At 72.0% G+C, this 22,755-nt stretch carries 16 protein-coding genes and 1 pseudogene; 6 read left to right on the top strand and 11 right to left on the bottom strand.

What is annotated here, in order from left to right:
- Positions 1–32: 32 nt before the first annotated feature.
- From glgX to JEQ17_RS12020, 3 genes are all read left to right on the top strand, one after another.
- A complete protein-coding gene (gene glgX, locus JEQ17_RS12010) occupies positions 33–2,156 on the top strand; it encodes a glycogen debranching protein GlgX (protein ID WP_200395250.1) in 2,124 nt (707 codons plus the stop codon).
- A 133-nt stretch (positions 2,157–2,289) separates the two neighbouring features.
- On the top strand, positions 2,290–4,701 hold the full coding sequence (treY, locus tag JEQ17_RS12015; protein WP_200395251.1) for a malto-oligosyltrehalose synthase: 2,412 nt from the start codon (positions 2,290–2,292) through the stop codon (positions 4,699–4,701).
- 173 nt (positions 4,702–4,874) lie between these two features.
- Positions 4,875–6,125, top strand: coding sequence for a M14 family zinc carboxypeptidase (locus JEQ17_RS12020; protein WP_200395252.1), 1,251 nt, complete (start codon positions 4,875–4,877; stop codon positions 6,123–6,125).
- Positions 6,126–6,241: 116 nt separating this feature from the next.
- On the opposite strand, the gene JEQ17_RS12025 is transcribed toward JEQ17_RS12020, so the two are convergent.
- The 3 genes and pseudogenes from JEQ17_RS12025 to JEQ17_RS12035 form a co-directional block, all read right to left on the bottom strand.
- Positions 6,242–6,667: an SSI family serine proteinase inhibitor gene (locus tag JEQ17_RS12025; protein WP_200395253.1), complete on the bottom strand. Its 426-nt coding sequence runs from the start codon at positions 6,665–6,667 to the stop codon at positions 6,242–6,244.
- Positions 6,664–8,077, bottom strand: a pseudogene (locus JEQ17_RS12030) (M14 family zinc carboxypeptidase). Before JEQ17_RS12030 ends, JEQ17_RS12025 begins: the two are co-directional and overlap by 4 nt.
- A gap of 248 nt (positions 8,078–8,325) precedes the next feature.
- Positions 8,326–8,883 carry a DUF1707 and FHA domain-containing protein gene (locus JEQ17_RS12035; protein WP_200395254.1) on the bottom strand — a complete coding sequence of 186 codons (558 nt, stop codon included), beginning with the start codon at positions 8,881–8,883 and terminating at the stop codon, positions 8,326–8,328.
- Positions 8,884–9,064: 181 nt separating this feature from the next.
- Here JEQ17_RS12035 and treZ point away from each other — a divergent pair, with 181 nt between their 5' ends.
- Positions 9,065–10,810, top strand: a complete 1,746-nt coding sequence (treZ, locus tag JEQ17_RS12040) for a malto-oligosyltrehalose trehalohydrolase (protein ID WP_200395255.1) — start codon at positions 9,065–9,067, stop codon at positions 10,808–10,810.
- A gap of 10 nt (positions 10,811–10,820) precedes the next feature.
- Here the strand turns inward: treZ and JEQ17_RS12045 are convergent, their stop codons facing one another.
- The 3 genes from JEQ17_RS12045 to JEQ17_RS12055 form a co-directional block, all read right to left on the bottom strand.
- Positions 10,821–11,750 carry an aminoglycoside phosphotransferase family protein gene (locus JEQ17_RS12045; RefSeq protein ID WP_200395256.1) on the bottom strand — a complete coding sequence of 310 codons (930 nt, stop codon included), beginning with the start codon at positions 11,748–11,750 and terminating at the stop codon, positions 10,821–10,823.
- 44 nt (positions 11,751–11,794) lie between these two features.
- Positions 11,795–12,919: an aminopeptidase P family protein gene (locus JEQ17_RS12050; protein WP_200395257.1), complete on the bottom strand. Its 1,125-nt coding sequence runs from the start codon at positions 12,917–12,919 to the stop codon at positions 11,795–11,797.
- A 124-nt stretch (positions 12,920–13,043) separates the two neighbouring features.
- The gene (locus JEQ17_RS12055) at positions 13,044–13,667 is read right to left on the bottom strand and encodes a LysE family translocator (RefSeq protein ID WP_200395258.1); all 624 of its coding nucleotides are present in this window, start codon (positions 13,665–13,667) and stop codon (positions 13,044–13,046) included.
- 130 nt (positions 13,668–13,797) lie between these two features.
- Here JEQ17_RS12055 and JEQ17_RS12060 point away from each other — a divergent pair, with 130 nt between their 5' ends.
- Positions 13,798–14,553 (top strand): phosphodiesterase, encoded by a 756-nt coding sequence (locus tag JEQ17_RS12060; protein ID WP_200395259.1) that lies wholly within the window; start codon positions 13,798–13,800, stop codon positions 14,551–14,553.
- A gap of 86 nt (positions 14,554–14,639) precedes the next feature.
- Here the strand turns inward: JEQ17_RS12060 and JEQ17_RS12065 are convergent, their stop codons facing one another.
- Complete coding sequence (locus JEQ17_RS12065; protein WP_200395260.1) at positions 14,640–15,311, bottom strand: S1C family serine protease; 672 nt, start codon at positions 15,309–15,311, stop codon at positions 14,640–14,642.
- An 83-nt stretch (positions 15,312–15,394) separates the two neighbouring features.
- Positions 15,395–17,581: a germacradienol/geosmin synthase Cyc2 gene (gene cyc2, locus JEQ17_RS12070; protein WP_200395261.1), complete on the bottom strand. Its 2,187-nt coding sequence runs from the start codon at positions 17,579–17,581 to the stop codon at positions 15,395–15,397.
- Between the two features lie 309 nt (positions 17,582–17,890).
- Between cyc2 and JEQ17_RS12075 the strand changes: the two genes are divergently transcribed.
- Positions 17,891–19,165, top strand: a complete 1,275-nt coding sequence (locus JEQ17_RS12075; protein WP_200395262.1) for an endonuclease/exonuclease/phosphatase family protein — start codon at positions 17,891–17,893, stop codon at positions 19,163–19,165.
- A 197-nt stretch (positions 19,166–19,362) separates the two neighbouring features.
- On the opposite strand, the gene JEQ17_RS12080 is transcribed toward JEQ17_RS12075, so the two are convergent.
- The 3 genes from JEQ17_RS12080 to JEQ17_RS12090 are packed head-to-tail and all read right to left on the bottom strand — an operon-like array spanning position 19,363 to position 22,592.
- A complete protein-coding gene (locus JEQ17_RS12080) occupies positions 19,363–20,109 on the bottom strand; it encodes an ABC transporter ATP-binding protein (RefSeq protein WP_200395263.1) in 747 nt (248 codons plus the stop codon).
- A gap of 9 nt (positions 20,110–20,118) precedes the next feature.
- The gene (gene mdlC / locus JEQ17_RS12085) at positions 20,119–21,804 is read right to left on the bottom strand and encodes a benzoylformate decarboxylase (RefSeq protein ID WP_200395264.1); all 1,686 of its coding nucleotides are present in this window, start codon (positions 21,802–21,804) and stop codon (positions 20,119–20,121) included.
- Positions 21,801–22,592 carry an ABC transporter permease gene (locus JEQ17_RS12090; RefSeq protein WP_200395265.1) on the bottom strand — a complete coding sequence of 264 codons (792 nt, stop codon included), beginning with the start codon at positions 22,590–22,592 and terminating at the stop codon, positions 21,801–21,803. Before JEQ17_RS12090 ends, mdlC begins: the two co-directional genes overlap by 4 nt.
- Between the last annotated feature and the right edge of the window lie 163 nt (positions 22,593–22,755).

Here is a 22,755-nt window from a genome sequence, read left to right on the forward strand (position 1 = left end):
GGCGACGCCGCACAACTGGAAGAGTTGCATCCATGCAGGTCTGGCCTGGACAGGCGTACCCACTCGGAGCCACGTACGACGGCGCCGGCACCAACTTCGCGGTCTTCTCGGAGGCCGCCGACCGGATCGAGCTGTGCCTTCTGCACGACGACGGCTCGGAGACGGCGATAGAGCTGCGCGAGACCGACGCGTTCGTACGGCACGCGTACCTGCCCGGCATCATGCCGGGCCAGCGGTACGGCTTCCGTGTGCACGGTCCGTACGCGCCCGAGCGGGGACAGCGCTGCAATTCCGCGAAGCTGCTGCTCGACCCCTACGCGAAGGCCATAAGCGGCGGCATCGAATGGGGCGAGGAGGTGTACGGCTATCACTTCGGGTCGCCCGGCAGGCGCAACGACCTGGACTCGGCGCCCCACACGATGAGTTCCGTGGTGGTCAACCCGTACTTCGACTGGGGCGACGACCGGCGCCCGCGCACCGAGTACCACCACACGCTCCTGTACGAGGCCCATGTGAAGGGCCTGACGATGCGGCACCCGGGGCTGCCCGACGAGCTGCGCGGCACGTACGCGGCCCTCGCCCACCCCGCCATCATCGAACACCTGACCGAACTGGGCGTCACGGCACTGGAACTGATGCCCGTTCACCAGTTCGTGAACGACCACCGTCTGGTCGACATGGGCCTCAACAACTACTGGGGCTACAACACCATCGGTTTCTTCGCCCCGCACAACGCGTACGCCTCCTGGGGCGACCGCGGACAGCAGGTCCTGGAGTTCAAGTCGGCCGTCCGGGCGCTGCACGAGGCCGGTATCGAGGTCATCCTCGACGTGGTCTACAACCACACCGCCGAGGGCAACCACCTGGGGCCGACGCTGTCCTTCAAGGGGCTCGACAACGCCTCGTACTACCGGCTCACGGACGATCCCCGCTACTACATGGACACCACGGGAACGGGCAACTCGCTGCTCATGCGCTCCCCGCACGTGCTCCAGCTGATCATGGACTCGCTGCGCTACTGGGTCACCGAGATGCACGTCGACGGGTTCCGATTCGACCTGGCGGCGACCCTGGCCCGGCAGTTCCACGAGGTGGACCGGCTGTCGTCGTTCTTCGATCTCGTGCAGCAGGACCCCGTGGTCTCCCAGGTGAAGCTGATCGCCGAGCCCTGGGACGTCGGCGAGGGCGGCTACCAGGTGGGCAACTTCCCGCCCCTGTGGACCGAGTGGAACGGAAAGTACCGCGACACCGTACGGGACATGTGGCGCGGCGAGCCGCAGACGCTCGCGGAGTTCGCGTCCCGACTCACCGGCTCCTCGGACCTCTACCAGGACGACGGGCGGCGCCCGCTGGCGTCGATCAACTTCGTCACCTGCCACGACGGGTTCACGCTGCACGACCTGGTGTCGTACAACGAGAAGCGCAACGACGCGAACGGCGAGGACAACCGCGACGGCGAGAGCCACAACCGGTCGTGGAACTGCGGGGTCGAGGGCGACACCGACGACCCGGAGGTCCTGGAACTGCGGGCGCGTCAGATGCGGAACTTCACCGCGACGCTGATGCTCTCCCAGGGCGTGCCGATGCTGAGCCACGGCGACGAGTTCGGGCGCACGCAGAGCGGCAACAACAACGCCTACTGCCAGGACAACGAGCTGTCCTGGGTGCCGTGGCCCGAGAACGCCGAGGGCGAGGGCGACGCCGAGCTGCTGGAGTTCACCCGCGCGATGGTGTGGCTGCGCCGGGACCATCCGGTCTTCCGGCGGCGCCGGTTCTTCCACGGCCGGCCCGTGGAGGGCACCCACGACGAGCTGTCGGACATCGCCTGGTTCACCCCCGAGGGCGAGGAGATGACCCAGCGCGACTGGGACTCCACGCAGGCGCGGGCGCTGTCGGTGTTCCTCAACGGCAACGCGATCTCGGAACCGGGGCCGCGCGGTGAGCGCATCAGCGACGACTCGTTCCTGCTGATGTTCAACGCCTCGCCGAAGACGCTGGAGTTCGTGGTACCGGTCAACCACGGACGCCAGTGGCAGGTCGTCGTCGACACGGCGCGGCCCTCCGGCCTGGAACGGGGCACGGGCGCGAAGGTCCAGGCGGGCGACCGCCTGTCCCTGGTCGACCGAAGCATGATGGTACTGCAGCGACCGGCGTGAGCCGCCCCGCTGGACTGCGTCGACCGGCTGCGGGCCGTCCGTGGCCGGTCGCGCAGTTCCCCGCGCCCCTTCGGGCGCGTCTCCGCGCGTGTCTGATGACACGAAAGGCCCCCGGGCGGGTACGTAGGTTCCCATGACACCTGAGCGTCCCGACCCGGTGGCCCCCGCCGCGCCGACCGCCACCTACCGGCTCCAGCTGCAACCGGAGTTCCCCTTCGGAGCGGCCGAGGCGGCCGTCCCGTATCTGGCCTCGCTCGGCGTCTCGCATCTGCATCTGTCGCCGGTCCTTGAGTCGGTTCCGGGTTCGGGGCACGGCTACGACGTCGTGGACCACGCGCGCGTGCGGGACGAACTCGGCGGCGAGGCGGGGCTGCGGTCCCTGTCGCGCACCGCGCGGGAGCACGGTCTGGGCCTCGTGGTGGACATCGTGCCGAACCACATGGCGATGGCCCCGCGCCACAACCACGCCCTGTGGGAGGTGCTGCGCGAGGGCCCCGACTCGCCGTACGCGCGCTGGTTCGACATCGACTGGCGGGCCCACGAGGGGCGGATGCTGCTGCCGGTGCTGGGGCAGGCCCTCGGCGCGGAGACCGGCGCCCTGGAGGTCGACGGGGACGTCCTGCGCTACTACGACCACGTGTTCCCGCTGCGGGCAGGCACGGAGAAGCTGCCGCTGCCCAGGCTGCTGGACGCGCAGTGGTACCGCCTGGGGTGGTGGCGGCTGGCCCGCACCGAGCTCAACTACCGGCGGTTCTTCAGCATCTCGGAGCTCATCGGGGTGCGCGTCGAGGACCCGGAGGTGTTCGCGGCCACGCACGGGAAGATCCTCCAGCTGCTGGACGAGGGTGTGGTCGACGGGCTGCGGATCGACCACCCGGACGGCCTCGCCGACCCCGACGCGTATCTCCGCCGTCTCCACGAGGCGACGGGCGGGCGCTGGACGGTCGTCGAGAAGATCCTCGCCGACGGCGAACCGCTGCCCGCCGCCTGGCCGGTCGCCGGCACCACCGGATACGACGCGCTGCGGCACATGGACGGCCTCTTCACGGACCCGGCGGGCGCCGGGGAACTCCTCGGCCAGTACCGGCGGTTCGCGGCCCCCCAGGCCGACCGTGGGGGCGTCTGGGAGGCGACCGTGCGGCGGGCCGCGTACAAGGTGGTCCATCACGAGCTGGCCGCCGAGGTCGACCGGCTCACGCGCGAGGCGGACCGTCTGTGCCGCACCTCGCCCGACACCGCGTCGCGTGACCGCGCCCCCTGGGCCCTGCGCACCGCTCTGCGGGAGCTCCTCGTCCGCATGGAGGTCTACCGGCCCTACACCTCCGGCGACGCCGCGTCGGTCGTCACCGAGGAGGCCGCCGACGAGGCACGCCAGGCCTTCCAGGTGCCCGAGGAGGCCCAGGCGGTCGATCTCGTACGGGACCTGGTGCTCGGCCGGATCGGCGAAGGACCCGAGTACGAGGCGTTCCGTGCGCGGTTCGCGCAGACCGCGTCGGCGCTGCGGGCCAAGTCCGTGGAGGACACGGCGTTCTACCGGTACGTCCCGCTGCTGTCGGCGACCGAGGTGGGCGGCGAACCGGGGTCCCCGGCCGTGTCCCCGGAGGACTTCCACGCGTACTGCGCGCGCGTGCAGCGCGACTGGCCCGCCACCGGCACCGTCCTGTCCACGCACGACACCAAGCGCAGCGCCGACGTACGGGCGGCGATCTCGGTGCTCACACAGATGCCGGCGCGGTGGGCCGACCTGCTGGCGGAGGTGACCGGGTGGACGGCGGCCGAAGGGGTCGGCGCGCCGGATCCGCAGGTGGCCTGGGCCGCGTGGCAGACGGCGGTCGGGCTCGGTCCCGCGGCCGGGGAGCGGCTCCAGGGCGCGCTGCTGAAGCACGTCCGCGAGGCGGGCCTCGGCACCTCGTGGACCGAGCAGGATCCCGCGTACGAGGCCGCCGTGGCGGAGTTCCTCAAGGCGGGGCCGTGCGGGACGCCGGGGCAACTGGTGGCCGGGTTCAGGAACTCCGTCGAGCCGCATGTGCGCGCCAACGTCCTGGGGGCCGCGCTGGTCCATCTGACGATGCCGGGCGTGCCGGATCTCTATCAGGGCACGGAAGTCGAGTACCGCGCTCTGGTGGACCCGGACAACCGGCGGCCCGCAGACTTCCCGCCGGTCGACCCGGGCGGCCTGTCCGCCGAGAAGGCCGCGCTCACCGGGGCCGCGCTGCGGCTGCGCGGGCGGCGGCCCGCCGTCTTCGGCGAGTCGGCGACGTACACGCCGCTTCCCGCGGAGGGTCCCGGCGCCGCGCACTGTGTGGCGTTCGCGCGCTCCGGGGAGGTGGTCACGGCCGTCACCCGGCTGTCGCTGCGCCTGGAGGAGGCGGGCGGCTGGCGCGACACGGTTCTGGCGCTGCCCGCGGGGCGGTGGGCCGACCTGCTCGCTCCGGGACGGGAGTTCACGGGGCACGCGCGCGTGGAGGAGCTTTTCGGACCGTTGCCGGTGGTGCTGCTGGAGCGGATCGACGACTCCGGCGCCGGCTCCGGGGCGGGCGGCTGACCGGCGGCGCCCGGCGGAGGGCCCGGGCCGCGCCCGCCGTCCGGGGTTGAATTGCCCCCCGGCTACCGGTAAATGCTGCTGGGCGCTCCCCGGTGGCGCCCCTTCACGTCCTTGACAGTTCATCCGGTCCGTGGAGTACTGCGGATTGCGACGCCGGGCGGACCTAGTCGGGGGTGAGTCTCCTGCCGGAGCTGCGCTACCCCAGTGTGACCGAAATCGTCTCCTCGGCCCGGGCGTTGGCGGCCCACCGGCCGGGCCTGTGTTCGCTCAGACAGGTCGGTTCCTCGCGCGCCGGCCGGCCCCTGCACATGCTCTCCGTGGGCCACGCCGCGCGCGCGGTGCTGGTCGTCGCGGGCGCCCACGCCAACGAGCCCACGGGCGGCTCCACCCTTCTGTCGCTGGCGGAACGGGTCCTGTGCGACCGGGAGTTGCGGGCCGACACCTCCTGGCACTTCATGCTCTGCGCGGACCCGGACGGCGCCAGTCTCCATGTGACGCCGGCGCCGCGCACTCTGCTCGACTACCACCTCGGCTTCTTCCGCCCGGCGGGCCCCGAACAGCCCGAGTGGTCGCCGTCCGTGCTGCCGCCCGACCGGCTGCCGCCCGAGACGCGGGCCCTGACCCGGGTCATCGACGAACTCCGCCCCTACCTCCAGGTCACCCTCCACGGAACGGATCTCGGTGGCAGCTGGGTGCAGTTGACCAAGGACATCCCGGGTCTCGCCGAACCGTTCGCCAAGTCCGCGGCGGAGCTGAACATCCCGGTGGAGACGGGCGCCTCGGACGCCGCCGGCTGGCCCGCCTCCGGCCCGGGTGTGCATGTGATGCCCGCCCCGGGTTCGGACCTGGCGTACCCGAGCATGCCGGACGACGCCCGGCACAGCACCTGGTACCACGCCCACCGGTACGGCGGTCTGACCGCGGTCGTCGAGGTGCCGATGTGGGCGAGCGACCTGGTCGACGATCCCGCGCCGCATCCCGCCCCGGCGGCGGCGATGCGACGTCTCGCGCGTCGCCTCCTCCAGGACGCGATCCAGGTCGAGAGCGTCCTCGCCGAGGCGCTGCCACGCCTGCCCGGACCGGACGGTCCGCTGCTGCGCGCCGCCAAGTGGGCGCTGGAGCTGGTGCCGGGGCTGGCGGGCGACTGGGCGCAGGCGCCGCCCGCGGACTCGACGATGGCGTACGTGGGAAGCGTGGACGCGTTCGGCCGACGGCTCCCACTGCGGGCCGCGGCGATGCTCCTGCGGGTCCTCCAGGAGGCCGACGACCACGCCGCGCCCCCTCTGGAGCGCCTGGTCGCGTCCTGGAGCGAGGCGTTCGCGGAACGCTTCCGGGCGCGCTGGGTGCCGCTGGAGCATCAGGTCGAGCACCAGAGCCGCACGGTGGTGGCGGCGGCACGGCACGCCAGGGACCGGGCGGCGTGAGGCACGCGCGCGTGGGGGCTGTTTCTGCGGCACGCGCGCGTGGATCTCTTCTTGCGGCACGCGCGCGTGCCCGGCGGTCGGCTCGCGCGCGTGCCCGGCGGTTCGCCGCGAGGGGCTCAGTCCGACAGGGCGAACACCGATCCCGTCCGCGCGGCCATCACGCAGGAGTTGGAGTGCGTCTCCTTGTAGGTGACCGCGCGGCCGCCCCACTCGCCACGCGCGGAGGTGGTCACCGGCGCGTAGATCATCGGGCAGTAGACCTCCTTGGGCGGGATGCGGCCGATGTCGCCGCCCGCGGCACGGAGTTCCGCGCAGGCCCGTACCGCGTGCGCGTGGCCCTGGGGCGGGTCGCACAGAAGCAGCGTGCCGCGCGTGTCGCTGGAGCGGGCGTCGCCGCGGGTGACGGTGACGTAGAGCCAGTTGCCCGCGAGCGACTCCGGGGGCGCCGCCGCCCGGGCAGGCACGGAACCCGCCACGAGGAGGGCACAGGCGGTCAGCAGACAGGCCCGTACGGCGGCCCTCGCTTTGTGAGTGTTCGTCATTGCCTGTGCATCGGCACACGAGGCCCCGAGGCCCACCCCGACTCACTCGAACGGCACTTCGGCCCTCATCGGAGGCGTGCCGAGCGGACTCGCGCCGGGCGGCGCGGCGGGTGCCTGGTGCCGGGCCAGGTCGAACGCGGCGAGTACCACGCGCGCGTGGTACTCGACCTGCCGCGCCACCGGGATCCAGCGAGCCCCGTGGCCGTCGTGATAGTCCGCGCACCACTCGTCGATGAGCCGGTCGAGGTCGGCCGTCGCGCCGGACGGGTCGTGCCCGGCGGCGGTCACCAACTGGCGCAGCAGCCCCGCCGTGCGCAGCGCTATCCGCCGCCCGGAGATGCGCAGCGCGGTCAGCCGGGCCGTGTCCAGCGGCGGCAGCGGACGCGCGCCGCCGTCCGCGTCGGTGTCAGGACCGGTGTCGGGGTCCCAGGAGTCGGCGAGGCCGGGGCAGACGAGTAAATAGTCGTCGACCGGGGCGAGGAGACGGTCCGCGTCCGGAGCCGTGCCCAGGGAGGGGCGGATACGGGCCAGCAGGACCTCCAGAAGGGCCGTGTCGCGCCGCAGGGTGCGACTGACGGCCCGCAGGGCCCCGTCGGTGTCCGCGGGCGCCGAGCCGTCCCCCACGGCCGCCACGCCCCACATGGGCGCCTCGACGACGGCGGTCACCGTGCCGTACGCGTGCGGGTGGAACCAGGTGGACTCGACCGCCGCCTCCGTGATGGCCGCGGCCAGGTCGCCGCGCCTCGGGGGCGGGATCCGGTAGACCGCGGGCCCGAGGGTGGGCCAGTACAGCGTGTCGTACGGGCCGAGTTCCAGCGGGATGTCCAGGCGCCCCGCGATGTGTGCGAGGCGCGGCGCGAGTCCGGGCAGGTCGCGGGTGAGCTCGACGAAGCCGCCGCCCACGTCGACACCGTGCAGGGAGCACTGGAAGAACGGCCGCAGTTCGTCCTGGAGGGCGAGCAGGGCGCGGGTCTCCGGCAGGGCGGCCGCCGCCGCGCCGTCGGGCAGCCACTCGGGCTGTTCGAGGAAGCCGGGGCGGAAGAAGTGCCGGAAGTAGTGGCCGAGGGTGTACGGACCCGACAGCCAGCCCTCGTTGCGGCGGGCGCCGTCGGGGTCGAGGCACAGCAGCAGGTTCCAGGTCACGTCGGCGCCGTCGCACAACCGGGGGTCGGCGAGAGCCCGTTCGGCGAGCCGCAGGGCGGTGGCGCCGCCGACCGGTTCGTTGGCGTGGGGTCCCGCGACGATCAGGGCCTGGCGGCTGCCGTGTCCGACGGACAGCAGCAACAGGGGCAGTCCGGCCCGTGACGTGCCCACTTGGCGCAGCCGGGCGTCCCGTGGGCGGCGGTCGACGAGCGCGGCCGCCCGCACGCCAAGCTCGTCGACGGACAGGTAGCGGAGGAGTGGCGGCAGCGTCTTGACCTCCGCTGTGAAGAGCCATCGGTTCACTAGGTGTGCATGGCGTAAGCACAGTGAGTCACGACTACGGAGGTACGTCAACACCACGGCAGGTCCGAAACGTTCACATCGGCAGGGGGCCACCCGGCAGAGGCTCCGGCTCCGCGCCCCTTCAGGGGCGCGGGGAACTGCGCGCCAAGCCACGACGAACCCGCAGCCGACGAACCGGCAGCCGCAGGACCGCTCTCCCACGCAGCGAAGCGTCAGTCCGCGGCCAGCCGAAACGCCATCCGCCCGAAACTGACCTGGTCCCCGACCTGAACAACGGCCGCACCGATCACACGCCGCCCGTTCACGGACGTGCCGTTGGTGGAGCCCAGATCCCGCAGCACCCACATCCCACCCTGACGGGTGAGCTCGGCGTGCACCCGCGACACCGTCTCGTGGCTGAGCCTCAACCCGCTGGCCGGATCACGGCCGATACGCAGCGGATACCGGTTCTCCGGCCGGGGCAGCAGCAGCTTGGGAAGCCGCTCGGCCTGCCACGCCCTGCGCAGCCGCACGGTGAAGCCGGAGACCGCCTCGACCGTGCCGAACAGCATCCGCGACCAACGGTTCTCCGTCCGCAGGTCGGCGGTGAGCGCGGCGAGTTCGTCCGAGGTGCGGGCCGCGAAGGCGAGTTCCATCCGCAGGACGAACGTGTCGTGGGAGAGCCTTCCCTGGGCGACGCCCTCCCGCAGCACCCTCAGCGCCCGGTCGCGCTCGGCGTCCGACAGCCGCGCGGGAGCGGGATAGGTGTGGAACTCGGAGGACGACGTCACGGAGCCGATTGTCTGGCAGCACGGCCGGAGTGTCCAGAAAACGCAGCACTTCAGAGGAGCACCTACGTCGGATCCGGTCCTTTCAAGTCGTTCGATCCGGAGGATTCGAAGGTGAATTGATCTCGTTTGACGCACCATGGGACCGGCGACGTCACGGTGAGCAGACGAGGGAGAACCGTCCGTGCAGTTCGAGGTGTGGGCACCACAGGCCGACCGCATGACGCTCCACTGCGCGGACACCACGCGCGCGTTGGAGCCCGATCCGGAGCGCGTGGGGTGGTGGACGGGTGAGGCCGAGGCGCAGGACGGGACGCGGTACGGGTTCGCGGTGGACGACGGCCCCGTACTGCCCGATCCGCGCTCGCGACGGCAGCCGGACGGGCCCGACGGGCTGAGCGCGGTCGTCGACCACGAGCGGTACGCGTGGCGTACGGAGTGGTCGGGACGCGGGCTGCCGGGCGCCGTGCTGTACGAGCTGCACGTGGGCACGTACACCCGCGAGGGGACGCTGGACGCGGCCGCCGGGCGGCTCGGGCATCTGGTGGAACTGGGCGTGACTCACGTCGAGTTGATGCCGCTGTGCCCGTTCCCGGGGCGGCACGGCTGGGGGTACGAGGGCGTGTCGCTGTGGGCGGTGCACGAGCCGTACGGCGGCCCCGAGGCGCTGAAGCGCTTTGTCGACCGGGCGCACGAGCTGGGCCTCGGTGTCGTCCTGGACGTCGTGCACAACCACCTGGGGCCGTCCGGCAACTACCTGCCCGCCTTCGGGCCGTATTTCACCGAGACGCACCACACGCCCTGGGGCTCGGCCGTGAACCTGGACGCGCCCGGTTCGGACGAGGTGCGTGCGTTCCTGCTCGGCAGCGCGCTGGCGTGGCTGCGCGACTACCGGTTCGACGGGCTGCGGCTGGACGCCGTGCACGCGCTGCACGACACGCGCGCGTGCCACTTCCTGGAGGAACTGTCGGCCGCCGTGGACACGTTCGCCGAGGAGCAGGGGCGGCCGCTGTTCCTGATCGCCGAGTCGGACCTGGCGGACCCGCGGGTCATCACGCCCCGCAAGGAGAACGGGCTCGGGCTGCACGCGCAGTGGAACGACGACTTCCACCACGCGCTGCACACCGCGCTGACCGGTGAGGCGCAGGGCTACTACGCGGACTTCGGGCGGTCCCCGCTCGCCTCGGTCGCCAAGACGCTGACCTCGGGCTTCTTCCACGACGGTACGTACTCGAGCTTCCGCGGTCGCCGGCACGGCCGCCCGCTGGACCTCACGAAGGTCTCCGCTCACCGCCTCCTGGGGTATGCGCAGACCCACGACCAGATCGGCAACCGCGCCCAGGGCGACCGGCTCTCGGCGTCCCTCTCCCCCGGTCTGCTGGCCTGCGCGGCCGCGCTGACGCTCACCGGGCCGTTCACGCCGATGCTGTTCATGGGCGAGGAGTGGGCGGCGGGCACGCCCTGGCAGTTCTTCACGGACCACACGGATCCCGAGCTGGCGGAGGCCGTACGCCGGGGCAGGCGCCGGGAGTTCGCGGCGCACGGGTGGGCCGAGGAGGACGTTCCCGACCCGCAGGACCCGGCCACCCGGGACCGCTCCTGCCTGGACTGGTCCGAGCCGGAGAACGGGCTGCACGCGCGCGTGCTCGACTGGTACCGCGAACTCATCGCCCTGCGGCACACCCAGCCGGACCTCTCCGACCCTGACCTCGCGGACGTCAAGGTCGCCTTCGACGAGCGCACCCGCTGGCTCGCCTTCCGTCGCGGTGACGTCCGGGTCGCCGTGAACCTCGGCAAGGATCCCGCGGCGATCCCCCTCGGCACCCGGCCGGCCCGCGTACTGGCGGCGTGGGAGCCGGTGGAAGTACCGGGCGAGGACGGGGTGTTGAGCCTGCCGGGCGAGTCGTGCGTGGTGCTTCTGCAGGGGTGACGGCGTTGCCCTAGAGCGTCTCGTCCGTCTCGTCCCGCAGTTCCGTGACCCGTTCCAGGAGGATCGCCTCCCACGAGCGCCGCAGTTGGGAGCGGAGAAGCGGCAAGGGGCTGTGGTCGTGGTCGCGGAGGCGGTCGGCGAGGCGGGTGAGGGTGTCGCAGCGGGCGAGCCACAGGCCGCGCAGACAGGGGCGCGCGCCGTAGCCGGCGAGGGTGGCCGCCCGGACGGCGGCGGGGGCGCCGACGGCCAGCGCGAGGCCCGCGATGTCCTCGGCCGGGTCGCCGACCACCGCGTCGGTCCAGTCGAGGACGCCGCGTACGCGCCCGTCGGCGCTGACCACGAGGTGCTCGCCCTTGAGGTCGTGGTGGACGAGGAAGGCGGCGCCGGGCTGCGCGGCGAGCTGACCGGCCGCGGGCGCTGTCAGCTGGTGGAGCCGGGCTGGGTCGAACTCGTCGGCCGCGGCGAGCTGTTCGGCGGCGCGTTCGGCGGCGGTCCGGAGCACTTCCAGGGACCGTGGCGCGGCCCTGGGCACGCCGAACGCCTCGGCCTGGCGCACCGGCACCTCGCGCAGTCCCGTGAGCAGTCCCGCCAGATCGGCCTCGCCCACGGCGGAGACGTCCTGCCGCTCGCCCGAGCCGCCCGGGATCAGTGTGTCGAGCGTGTACGTCAGGCCGCTCGCCCACTCGCCGTGCGCGATGCTCACCGGCACGGAGACGCCGATGTGGGGGCGGACCAGGTCGCGCAGCCGCAGTTCGCGCCGCTGGCGCTGGGAGGCCTCGCGGTCCGGGGCGAGCCGCAGCACATGGCGTGCGCCCACGAACCAGGTGGAGTGCTCGCCGCCCTCGGCGACGGGCCGGATCTCGGGCCCGCCGCCGTCCGGGAGAAGGGAGCGGACGAGGCGTCGCACGGTGTCCGCGGTGGGTGTCGCTGCCTGGGTCATGGTCGCGCCGTCTGCCGTTCGGGGTCCGGGTCTCCTGGGGGTGGTCAGTGCACGACCGCCATCTCCCGGGAGGTGTTGTTGAGGCGGCGTCCGCCGTCCTCGGTGACCGTCACGATGTCCTCTATGCGTACGCCGAAACGGCCCGGCAGGTAGATTCCGGGCTCCACGGAGAAGCACATCCCGGGCACGAGCGGCTGTTCCTCGCCCTCGATCATGTAGGGCGGTTCATGGGTGGTGACGCCGATGCCGTGCCCGGTGCGATGGATGAAGCGGTCGCCGTACCCGGCCTCGGTGATGTGCGCGCGGGCGACCCGGTCGACGTCCTGGCAGGCGATGCCCGGCCGTACGGCCCGGAACGCCGCTTCCTGGGCCTCGCTGACGACGTCGTGGACCCGCCGCTCCTCGGCGGTCGGCTCGCCGACGTGCACGGTGCGGGAGGTGTCGGAGCCGTAGCCGTGCTTCAGTCCGCCGAAGTCGAGGACGACCATGTCGCCGTTCTCGATGACGCGTTCGCCCGCCTCGTGGTGCGGGTTGGCGCCGTTCGGCCCCGACCCGACGACGGTGAAGTCCACCTGTGAGTGCCCGAACCGCCGCAGCAGATCGGCGAGATCACCGGCGACCTCCGACTCACGACGGCCGGCGAAGGAGACCTTGAGGATCTCCTCGTACGTCGCGTCGGCGGCCTCTCCCGCCGCCGTCAGACGCTCCAGTTCCGCCGCGTCCTTGACGGCCCGAAGCATCGGCAGGCCCTCGGTGAGGGAGACGTACGAGGTGCCGGGCAGTGCCTTCTGGAGGCCCAGCAGATGCAGTGCCCAGGCGTTGTCGCTGACCCCGAAGGGTCCCGAGGTGTCGAGGAGCGGGGCCGTCGTCGCGTACGGGTCCTTGCCGTCGGTCCAGTCGCGCAGGGTCAGCGCGGGCGCGCCCGCCGCCTTCTCGGCGTCCGGGGCCTCCAGGGTGGGCACGACGAGTACGGGGTCCTGTCCGGCGGTGAGCACCAGCAGGGTGAGCCGCTCGGTGGCCGCGGGCGGCGCGTAGCCGGTGAGCCAGACGAGGTCGGGTCCGGGCGCGACCAGCACCCCGGCGAGCCCCGCGTCGGCGGCGGCCAGCGCGGCGCGCTCCATCCGTGCCTGGTAGTCGTCGGCGGTGAAGGGCGCGGGCGTGCCGGTCATCCGGGCCTCCGTGGGTCAAAAGGGGCTACGGGCAGCATCCTGCCCGGACAGCGGGGGCGGCGCGAGCCGGTCACCACGACTTTCGCGACGGCGTCCTGCGCGAGAACACCTTCCGGTGACGGCATCAGCTCTCCAGGGCGAGGCGGGCGCCGAGGAGCAGCAGCACTCCGCCGGAGACCTGTTCCAGCCTGCGCCGCACGCCGGCCCGGGACAGCACGGTCTTCATCCGGCCGACGAACCAGACGTACAGGCCGTAGTAGCCGATCTCGTAGACCGCCCAGAGGGCGGCGAGCCCCACCATGGTGGGCAGGTGCGGGGCGCCCTCCGGCACGAACTGCGGGAGGAAGGACATCGCGAAGATCGCCGCCTTGGGGTTGGCGAGGTTGATCAGCAGCCCGGTCCGGTAGGAGGCCCAGCCGCTCTTCCCGCCGTCCCGGCCCAGTCCGTCGTCCGCCGCACCCTTGGCGCGCCGCGCCTGCCACAGCATCTGTACGCCGAAGACGACGAGCACGACGGCGCCCACGACGCGCATCACGTCGTACGCCATTTCGGAGGCGGCGAGCAGTGCGGTGAGGCCGAACGCGGCGACGACTCCCCAGACGAAGACGCCGGTCTCGTTGCCGAGCACCGTCAGGAATCCGGAACGCCTGCTCTGCAGGGACTGCCTGATGATCAGCACCGTGCTCGGTCCGGGCGAGGCGGCGATCAGGGTGCAGGCGCCGAGGAAGGCGAGAAGGGTGCTCAGCATGGGGCCCATCGTGGCCCGGTGGAGGGGGCGCGGCCAAGACATTTAACGATCCCCGATTGCCCAACCATTAGTTCTAATGCTTGTATGCGTTAAGACCATTAAGTGCCACTCAGGGGAGGCGGAAACCACGATGCTCGTGCTCGCGCACATCAGCGACCTGCATCTCGACGGGACCGAGCGGGCGACGGAGCGCGCCGAGCGGGTGCGGGACCGGCTGTGGGAGCTGCCGGGCCCGGTGGACGCCCTGCTGGTCACCGGGGACATCGCGGACCACGGGACGGAGGCCGAGTACGAGGAGGCCGCGCGCCTCCTGGGGCTGCGCGACCGCGGCGCCCCCTTCCCCGTACTGACGTGTCCGGGCAACCACGACAGCCGCGCGCCCTACCGCAAGGCGCTGCTCGGCGAGCCGGCGGGTGAGGGGCCGGTCAACAGCGTGCGGGTCTTCGACGACGCGGCCGTGCTGATGTGCGACTCCAGCATGCCGGGCAGCGACGAGGGGGAGCTGGACGAGGAGACGTACGCCTGGATCGAGGAGACGCTCGACGAACTCGACGGCACACTGCCGGCGCTGCTCGCCTTCCATCACCCGCCGGTGGCGCTGCACCATCCGCTGCCGGACGCGTACCGGCTGCGCCGGCCGTCGGCGCTGGCCGCGCTGCTGGAGCGCAGGAGCGAGGTCGCCGGGATCATCACCGGGCACGCCCACACGCCCGCGGCCACGGTGTTCGGCGGGCGGCCGCTCCTTGTCGGGCCCGGAGTGACCTGGACGCTGCGGCTGCCGTGGGAGGGCGAGGGGGCGGCGGACCGGGAGGCGCCTCCCGGATTCGCCTTTCATGTGCTGGACGACGAGGGCCGGTTGACGAGCCACTTCAGGGTGGCCGTGTGACGCCGTTTCAGGGTGGCCATGTGGCACCGGGTCGGGCGTGACCGTGTGACGCCGGGTCCGGCACGGACCTGTGACACCGGGTCCCGTCAGGTCACGACGCCGGGGGTCACCGACAGCTGCCGGTAGCCGCCGCTCGCGTGCCGCAGCGTGAGCGTGACCGCGGTGCCGGGGTGCGCGGCGGCGACGGCGCGCGCGAGATCGGCGGCCGAGTCGACACGGGTCCTGCCGAGGACGAGCAGGACATCGCCCCGTACGAGACCCGCGGTGTACCCGGGGCCGGGGACGTGCACGCCGACGAGGAGCGCGCCCGGGCCGTTGGGGGCGTCGACGGCCTCCACGCCAAGGGTGGGCCGCTCGTCGGACGAGTCGTTCCGCGGGTCCCGGGACGGATTCTCCGGCGAGGCGGAACTCCCCGCGTCCGGGGCCGACTTGGAGCCGCCCGGCCCCTGCTCCGATCCCTCCGCCGGGCCCTCCGCCGACCCTTGCGCCGGGCCGGACGCCCCCGGGGCGCCGCCCGCCTCGCCCGCCTCCCTCCGCAGGTCGGCCAGCTTGCTCATGCCGATCACCGTGGCGCCCACGGTGCCGAGGCCGATCCCCGACAGCACGAGGACCGCCCCGACGAACAGGCTGAACAGCAGGGTCATGAGCCGTCGCCCGCGCCGGCGGGCGGCGTGCGGGCGGCGGACCGTGCCGGGCGGGCGGCCGCCGCCCGGCTCCCGGCCCGGCATCGGCTTGGGACGCAACGCGGTCTGTTCCATGGATCATCGCCTCCGGCCAGAGCCCTACCCTCCGCACCGGCACGCCACGATCCTCGAACGGGTGACGTGAGGCAGCGGCCCCGTCAGAGGGCTCCGATCGACGCCCGCTGCCGGCTCGTTGCGACCGGCAGGCCCGGGAGCTGTCCCGGTACGAAACCGTGGGCGCGGCGGGCCAGGTCGGCGGCCCCGTAACGACGGCAGTCGTAGTGCCACTTCAGGATGCCGGCCATCCAGTTCTGCAACTCGACGACATAGCCCTCCAGGATCTCGCGGGCCTCGTCGGAGAGCTGGAAGTCCTCGTAGAGGAGAGGGAACTCGTTGGCCGCGACATGCTGGAACTGCTTCATGCGCTGGGTCATGAGGTCGTGGACGACGCCGAGTGCCGTCGGGTAGTCACAGCCGAAGAAGTTCTGCACGACGAGGATCAGGTTGTGCACCTCTCCCTCGTATTCGATCTCCTTCTGGTACGAGAAGACGTCGTTGATGAGCATCCCGTAGTCGATCGCGGCGTTCTCCAGCGAACGGACCGGACCGCTGCGGTAGACCTCGGGAGGCACCGCCGGGCCGTGGCCCAGGCGGCACAGACTCTTGGTGAGGTCGGAGCCGAAGGTGGCGCGACGCATCTCCAGGAAGTCGACCGGGTCGGGGATGCGGTGCTGGAGCTGGTTGGACAGCTCCCACACCCAGCTCTCGGTCATCACGTCCACCGAGGCCCGGAAGGTGCGGCGCGCCTCCGGGGTCATCGTGACCGTCGTGCGCTGCCACAGGTCGGCGAGGGCCCGCTCCATCGCGTTGGCCGGGGGCGGGATCTCCTCGCCCGCGAGGGGCATACAGGCGGAGAGCCGCTCGGTGCACAGCTTCGCCGCGGCCACGTCACGCCGGTGCCCGAACACCATCGGGTAGTAGTCGTCGCCGTACGTCCCCCACACGAGCCACTGCGCGCTGAGGTCCAGGGCCTCCGGCGTACCGTCGGGATCGAGGCCCGCCGAGCACAGCGGCAGGTCGTAGGCGGCGAGCTTGTCCTCGTCCCAGACGCCCTCCTCCAGGATGCCCATGCTGTGGGCCCACGGCGCGATGCGCTGCCGGGCCCCGTCCAGATCGGCGTTGAGACGGACCTGGAACGGCATGTAGAAATCGGGGAGTTGGGAGGGTCCCACCTTCTGGTACGGCACATGGGTGTACGCGCGCAGCCGCTCGGCACCGGCGGCGGCGAGCAGCGCCCCGACGTCGGCGGCGGAGGTACCGCGACCTGTGAGGCCGCTCAGCGGTGAGGTCGCCAGAGCCCCCTCGTTCATGTAGCGGCTCGACCGCAGATGCCACTCGTGGCCGCCCGACTGCCAGTCCTGCAGCCCCTGCGCGTACGCGCCGATCGCCCGGACCTCGTCCGGTGTGAGGCCCTTGTCCAGGGCCAGCGCGGGCACTTCGGTGAGCGCGGTGTGCTCGAACTGGTGCAGCCGCGAGGTGAGGATGCCGTTGACCGTGTCGGCGGCCTGCTGGGTGGTGCAGCCGAAGAAGGTCTCCAGGACGAGCACGCCATTGCTCAGCTCGCCCTCGTCCTCGACCTCCCGCTGGTAGGAGAAGAGGTCGTTGCGCAGGTGCACGGCGTCGGAGAAGGTCTCCATGAGCACGCGCAACGGCCGTGTGCCGGCGACGGGTTCGGGGATCTCGGCCGTCGCGAACTCCACGAGCCCCGCCGACCAGGGGGCGCCGCCGACCTTGCGGCGCATCTCGATGTACTCGACGGGGTTGGCGATCCGCCCCTCGTTGATGTTGGACAGCTCCCACATCGACTCGTTGAGCAGATGCTCGGTGGACTCGGCGAACCTCTTGCGCCAGCCCAGGGACATCGAGGGGACCGTGCGGGCCCAGAGGTCGGCGAGTCCGGCCTCGACGGGATTGCGCGGCTCGGGCACGGGGGTCGACAGGTCGAGCGGCATGAAGAGCGGGAGCCGGTCCAGGTATTCCTTGCCGCCGGAGCGGTCCTGGCTGCGCTTGAAGGTCTCCAGGAAGTGGTCGTCGAAGAAGAAGACCCACACGTACCAGTCGGTGATGAGCGAGAGGGCCGGTCCGTCGCACTCCGGATGCGTGTACGCGCACAACAGGCCGTAGTCGTGCGCGTCGAGGTCGGCCTGCTCCCAGATACCGGAGCCCTCCAGCATGCCCATACCGCGCGCCCACTCGCTCGAATGGGCGCGCGCCTCGTCGAGATGCGGGTTCAACCGCGCGGGATACGGCATGTAGAAGTGCGGGAGTTCGAACGGCTGCGTCATGGCCCGGCCCTACCCGCGGCCTCCCGCAGGCATCCGTACGGCAGCACATGATCGCACCATCGCGTGAACGGATGAGTGTCGGGAGGCGGTTCGGGGAAAGGTGTGCTGTTCCGCGCCCTGCGGGCGGGCTCAAGAGCGTGTGCGGTGAACCCGTACGACGTACGTACACCAGGGCGTCGGCCGTCCGAAAGCCCCGCTTCACCGTCGTCCGCGAGTCCCCGGCAGACTCTTGTGCCACCTGCGTCTACGCGCGCAGACTACGGGAGTTCACGTGCCCTCCTCGTCTCTCCTCCCTCCCCCGGAGTACCGATGAACCACCCCAGACCGCACAGCCCGTCGTTCTCCCGCCGTGCCGCACTCGCCGGTCTCACCGGAGCCGCGCTGGCCGGCACGACGGCGTTCGGCGCTTCCGCTTCGGCCTCCGCGTCCGCGGGCTCGTCCCGGCGTGCTGTCCGCTTCGCCACCTTCAACGCCTCGCTGAACCGCGGCACTCAGGGCGCCCTCGTCACGGACCTGTCCACACCGGACAACCAGCAGGCCCGCAATGTGGCCGAGACGATCCAGCGGGTCGACCCCGACGTTCTGCTGATCAACGAGTTCGACTACGACGCGGACGGCACCGCGGTCCGGCTGTTCCTCCGCAACTACCTGGCCGTGGGCCAGAACGGCGCGAAGCCGGTGCGTTTCCCGTACCGCTTCACCGCGCCCGTCAACACCGGTGTCGCCTCCGGGGTGGACCTCGACGGCAGGAACGGCGCCGTCACCACGCCGGGTTCCGACGCGTACGGGCAGGACGCCTTCGGGTACGGCTGGTTCCCCGGCCAGTACGGCATGGCCGTCCTCTCCAAGTACCCGATCGACGTCCGGGCGGCCCGTACCTTCCAGCACTTCCTCTGGAAGGACATGCCGGGCAACGTCATGCCGGCGCGCTACTACAGCGCCGAGGCCACGGCGATCCTGCGGCTGTCCTCCAAGAGCCACTGGGATCTGCCGATCCGGCTCGGCCACGGCTCCTCCTCCACCGTGCACTTCCTCGTCTCGCATCCCACCCCGCCCACCTTCGACGGGGCCGAGGACCGCAACGGGCGGCGCAACCACGACGAGATCCGGCTGTGGGCGGACTACATCGGGGGGCGGCGGCGCGGGGCGTATCTGTACGACGACCGGGGTGTACGGGGTGGGCTGCGGGGCGGGGCCCGGTTCGTGATCGCGGGTGACCTGAACGCCGATCCGTTCGACGGGGACAGCTACGACAACGCGGTGCGTCAGCTCCTTGACCACTCGGCTGTGCGGGAGCCGGCCGTGCCGCCCGCGTCCCGTGGTGGTGTGGAGGCGTCGCGGCTTCAGGGGGGTGCCAATGTCTCGCATGTCGGTAACCCGGCGTACGACACGGCGGACTTCGGTGACACCGCGCCCGGCAATCTCCGTGTCGACCATGTCATTCCGTCCCGTGGGCTGATTCCTGTCGGCAACGGGGTCTTCTGGCCTACTTCCGACGATCCGCTCTACCGGCTGGTCGGCAACGGGACGGTGGTCCCTACGTCGGACCACCGGATGGTCTGGCAGGACGTCCGGCTGGGGTGACGGGGCCTTTTCTCGCCCCCGCCGCCCCTACCCTCCCCCACTCTCGGCTTCGCTCGAGCGGGGGGACCCCCACCGTCCCTTACTCAGGGGCTCCGCCCCCGAACCCCCAAAAGACTGCGCAGTTCCCCGCGCCCCTTAAGGGGCGCGGGGAACTGCGCGATCAGCCACAACGAACCCGCACCCGGAAAGCCACCCCCTCACCCCCGTACCGCCCTCCCCACCTCCGCCCGCAACCCCACGAACTCCGGTAGCCCCCGCGTCGCGATCTGGTCGCGCTTGCCGGGGAGGGTGACGGGGAGGTCGAGGACGATCCGGGAGGCGGGGCCGGACGAGAGGACGACCACGCGGTCCCCCACGTACACGCTCTCGTCGATGTCGTGCGTGACGAACACGATCGTCGGCCCCTCCGTCTGATGCACCTCAAGGAGCAGGTCCTCAAGGTCCTCACGCGTCTGGGCGTCGAGCGAGCCGAAGGGCTCGTCCATGAGGAGGAGGGAGGGGCGGCAGACCAGAGCGCGGGCGATCGCGACGCGTTGCTGCATTCCGCCGGAGAGCTGCCAGGGATGGCGCCGCCCGGCGCCGGGAAGCCCCACCCGCTCCAGCATCCGCTCGGCCTCGTCCCGTCGCTCGGCCCGTCCGAGACCCCGCCGACGAAGAGGAAGGGCGACGTTCTCCCGGACGGAGAGCCAGGGGAAGAGCGACCGCCCGTAGTCCTGGAAGACGACGGCGAGCCGGTCGGGCACACCGGTGACGGGCTCCCCATCGACGCTGACGGAGCCCTCGCGCACGGGCTGCAGCCCCGCGATGGTGCGGAGCAGTGTCGACTTGCCGCACCCGGACGGCCCGACGACACAGAGGAGTTGACCGTCGGGCACGGTGAGCGTGATGTCGTGCAGGACGGGATGGTCGCCGTACCACTGGCCGAGCGAGTCGAGGCGGAGCATGCGGGGCGGTCACCTGTCCCTGGAGTCGGAGTCGAACGCGCCGTCGTCGACCCGGACATGGAGCAGGAAGGGTCCGTCGTCGTCACCGTGGCCGGCGAGCGCACGGTCGAGTGCGGCGGGGAGGGCGGCGGACTCCTCCACGTACGCCGCCGGGCAGCCGAAGCCCGTCGCGACCCGGGCGAAGTCGATGTCCCCGATGTCCGTGCCGGGCACGGATGCGATGTCGATGCGGCGGCCGAGGGCGCGTACGGCGGCGTATCCACCGTTGTCGAGGAGGACGTACGTGACGGGCGCCCGATGGCGTGCGGCGGTCCACAGGGCCTGCACCGAGTACAGCGCCGAGCCGTCGCCGACCAGGCACACCACCCGCCGCCGGTCGGCCAGCGCACGCCCCACGGCGAGCGGCAGTCCCCAGCCGAGCGCGCCGCTGCCGGTGGTGAGGAACCCGCCCGCCGATTCGATCCGCACGCGCGCGTGGAGCGCTTCGCGATGGCTGGGTGTTTCCTCGACAAGGACGCGGTCGCGGGGCAGTCGCTCCTGGAGCAGGTCGAGTACGAGCTCCGGCGTGATCGGGCCACCGTCGCCGTTCCTGTCGCCACCGTCGCCGTCGCCGGAGGCGCGGGCTGGGAGAGGGGTCGGTCGGGAGGGCGGCGGTTTGCGGTCCGACTCCCGCACCAGCGCGGCGAGTTGACCGACGGCCGGTTTCAGCGTCGTGACGATGCTCGTGCCCGTCGGCAGCCAGGCCGCCTGCCCCGGGTCGCAGTCGAGGTGGAAGAGCTCGGTACGCGCGGGCAACGGCGGGCTCTCCGTGTGGAAGTGGTACGTGAACAGGGGCGCTCCCAGGGCCACCACCACGTCGTACGCCTCCAGGCAGGCCGCCAGCCGGTCGGCCGCGGGCGGCAGGAATCCCTGGAAGAGCGGGTGCGACTCGGGGAAGCCGGAGCGCCCGGACATCGGGCTGATCCAGACGGCGGCGCGGGTGCGTTCGGCGAGGGCGCGGACCTCGGCGGTCGCCTGCTCGTCGTCGACTCCGGGGCCGACGACCAGCGCGGGTCGCTCGCAGGTGTCCAGGCGCGTCGCCAGGGCGGACAGGGCGCCCGTGTCGGCGGTGAACGCGCCGTGCAGCGTGCGCGGTTCGACGTGCGCGGCCGGTTGGTCCCAGTCGTCCTCGGGGACGGACACGAAGACGGGCCCGCGCGGATGCGACATGGCGAGGCGGTGGGCCTCGGCGAGCACGGCGGGTACATCGGCCGCGCGGTCCGGCTGACGGCTCGACTTCACGTACGGGCGCGGGAACTGTACGGGGTCGTCGGCTCCCAGGAACGGCCTCAGCTGGGTCAGGGTGCGCGACTGCTGGCCGGCCAGAACGACGAGGGGCACGCGGTCGCGGTACGCGTTGAAGACGGCGCCCAGGGCGTGGCCCACTCCGCCCGCCGAGTGGAGGCTGACGAGGGCGGCGCGGCCCGTGCCCAGTGCGTGTCCTGCGGCCATGCCCACGGCCACGGATTCCTGTAGTCCCAACACATAGGTGAAGTCGTCGGGCCAGTCGCGGAACATGCGTAGTTCCGTGGAGCCCGGGTTGCCGAAGACGGTGGTCATGCCGGTGTCGCGGCAGAACCGGATGACGGCTTCCAGGACGGTGACGGTCTCCGCCGCGCGGGTCGGTCCCGTGTCGGGCTTCGGCTTCGGCTTCATGCAGGCCTCCCTTTGCCCAGCAGTCGCTTCTCGACCGCCAACAGGCCGGTGTTGAGTACGTATCCGAGTGCGCCGAGCAGCACCAGTGCGGCCCAGACGGTGAGCAGGTCGGAGCGCGACTGGGCGTCGGTGAGTGTGAAGCCGATGCCGTTGGCCGTGCCGGGCAGCAGCTCCGAGAAGACCATCAGGATGAGGGAGAGCGAGAGGCTCAGGCGCAGGCCCGCGAAGATGCGCGGGAGGGCCGAGGGCAGGAACAGGAGCCAGAGTCGTTCTGCCGTGGTCAGGCGCAGCACGGCGGCCACGTCGATGCGCAGTGGGTCGGTGTTGCGGGCGCCCTCCGCCGTGTTGATCAGTACGGGCCAGACGGCGCTGAAGACGATCGACGCGAGTTGCATCTGGGTGCCGAAGTCGAAGATCACGACGAAGACCGGTACCAGGGCCGGGGGTGGGACGGCTCGGGCGAACTGCAGGACCGGGTTGCAGAGGGCGTAGGCGCGGCGGGAGCGGCCCAGGGCTGTGCCCAGGGCGATTCCCGCGGCCGCGGCGAGGGCGAAGCCCGTGGTCATGCGGGCGAGGCTGGGGAGGATGTTCTCGGTGGCGTCCGGAGTGAGGAAGGCGTGGGTGGGCGGGCCCGAGAACCACAGGTTGTGGGTGTGGCGGGCGATTTCCGAGGGTGGCGGGAAATAGACGCTCGTGTGTGTGCGGGTGGCGATCTGCCAGGCGCCGATGGCCGCGGCGAGCACGCCCCAACGGAGCAGTGCGCTGCGCGCCGCCTTACCGCCCCTCATAGACCTACCTCACCGTCCCTGATTTCGCCCCCGCCGCCCCTACCCGTTCCCGTCCCTTTCTGGGGCTCCGCCCCAGGCCCCGTGGGGTGGGTTTGTCGGGTGCGGGCCGGTGGGGGCTTGTCGCGCAGTTCCCCGCGCCCCTTTTGGGGGCGCGGGGAACTGC

The sequence above is a fragment of the Streptomyces liliifuscus genome (assembly GCF_016598615.1).
Classification (GTDB): Bacteria; Actinomycetota; Actinomycetes; order Streptomycetales; family Streptomycetaceae; genus Streptomyces; species Streptomyces liliifuscus.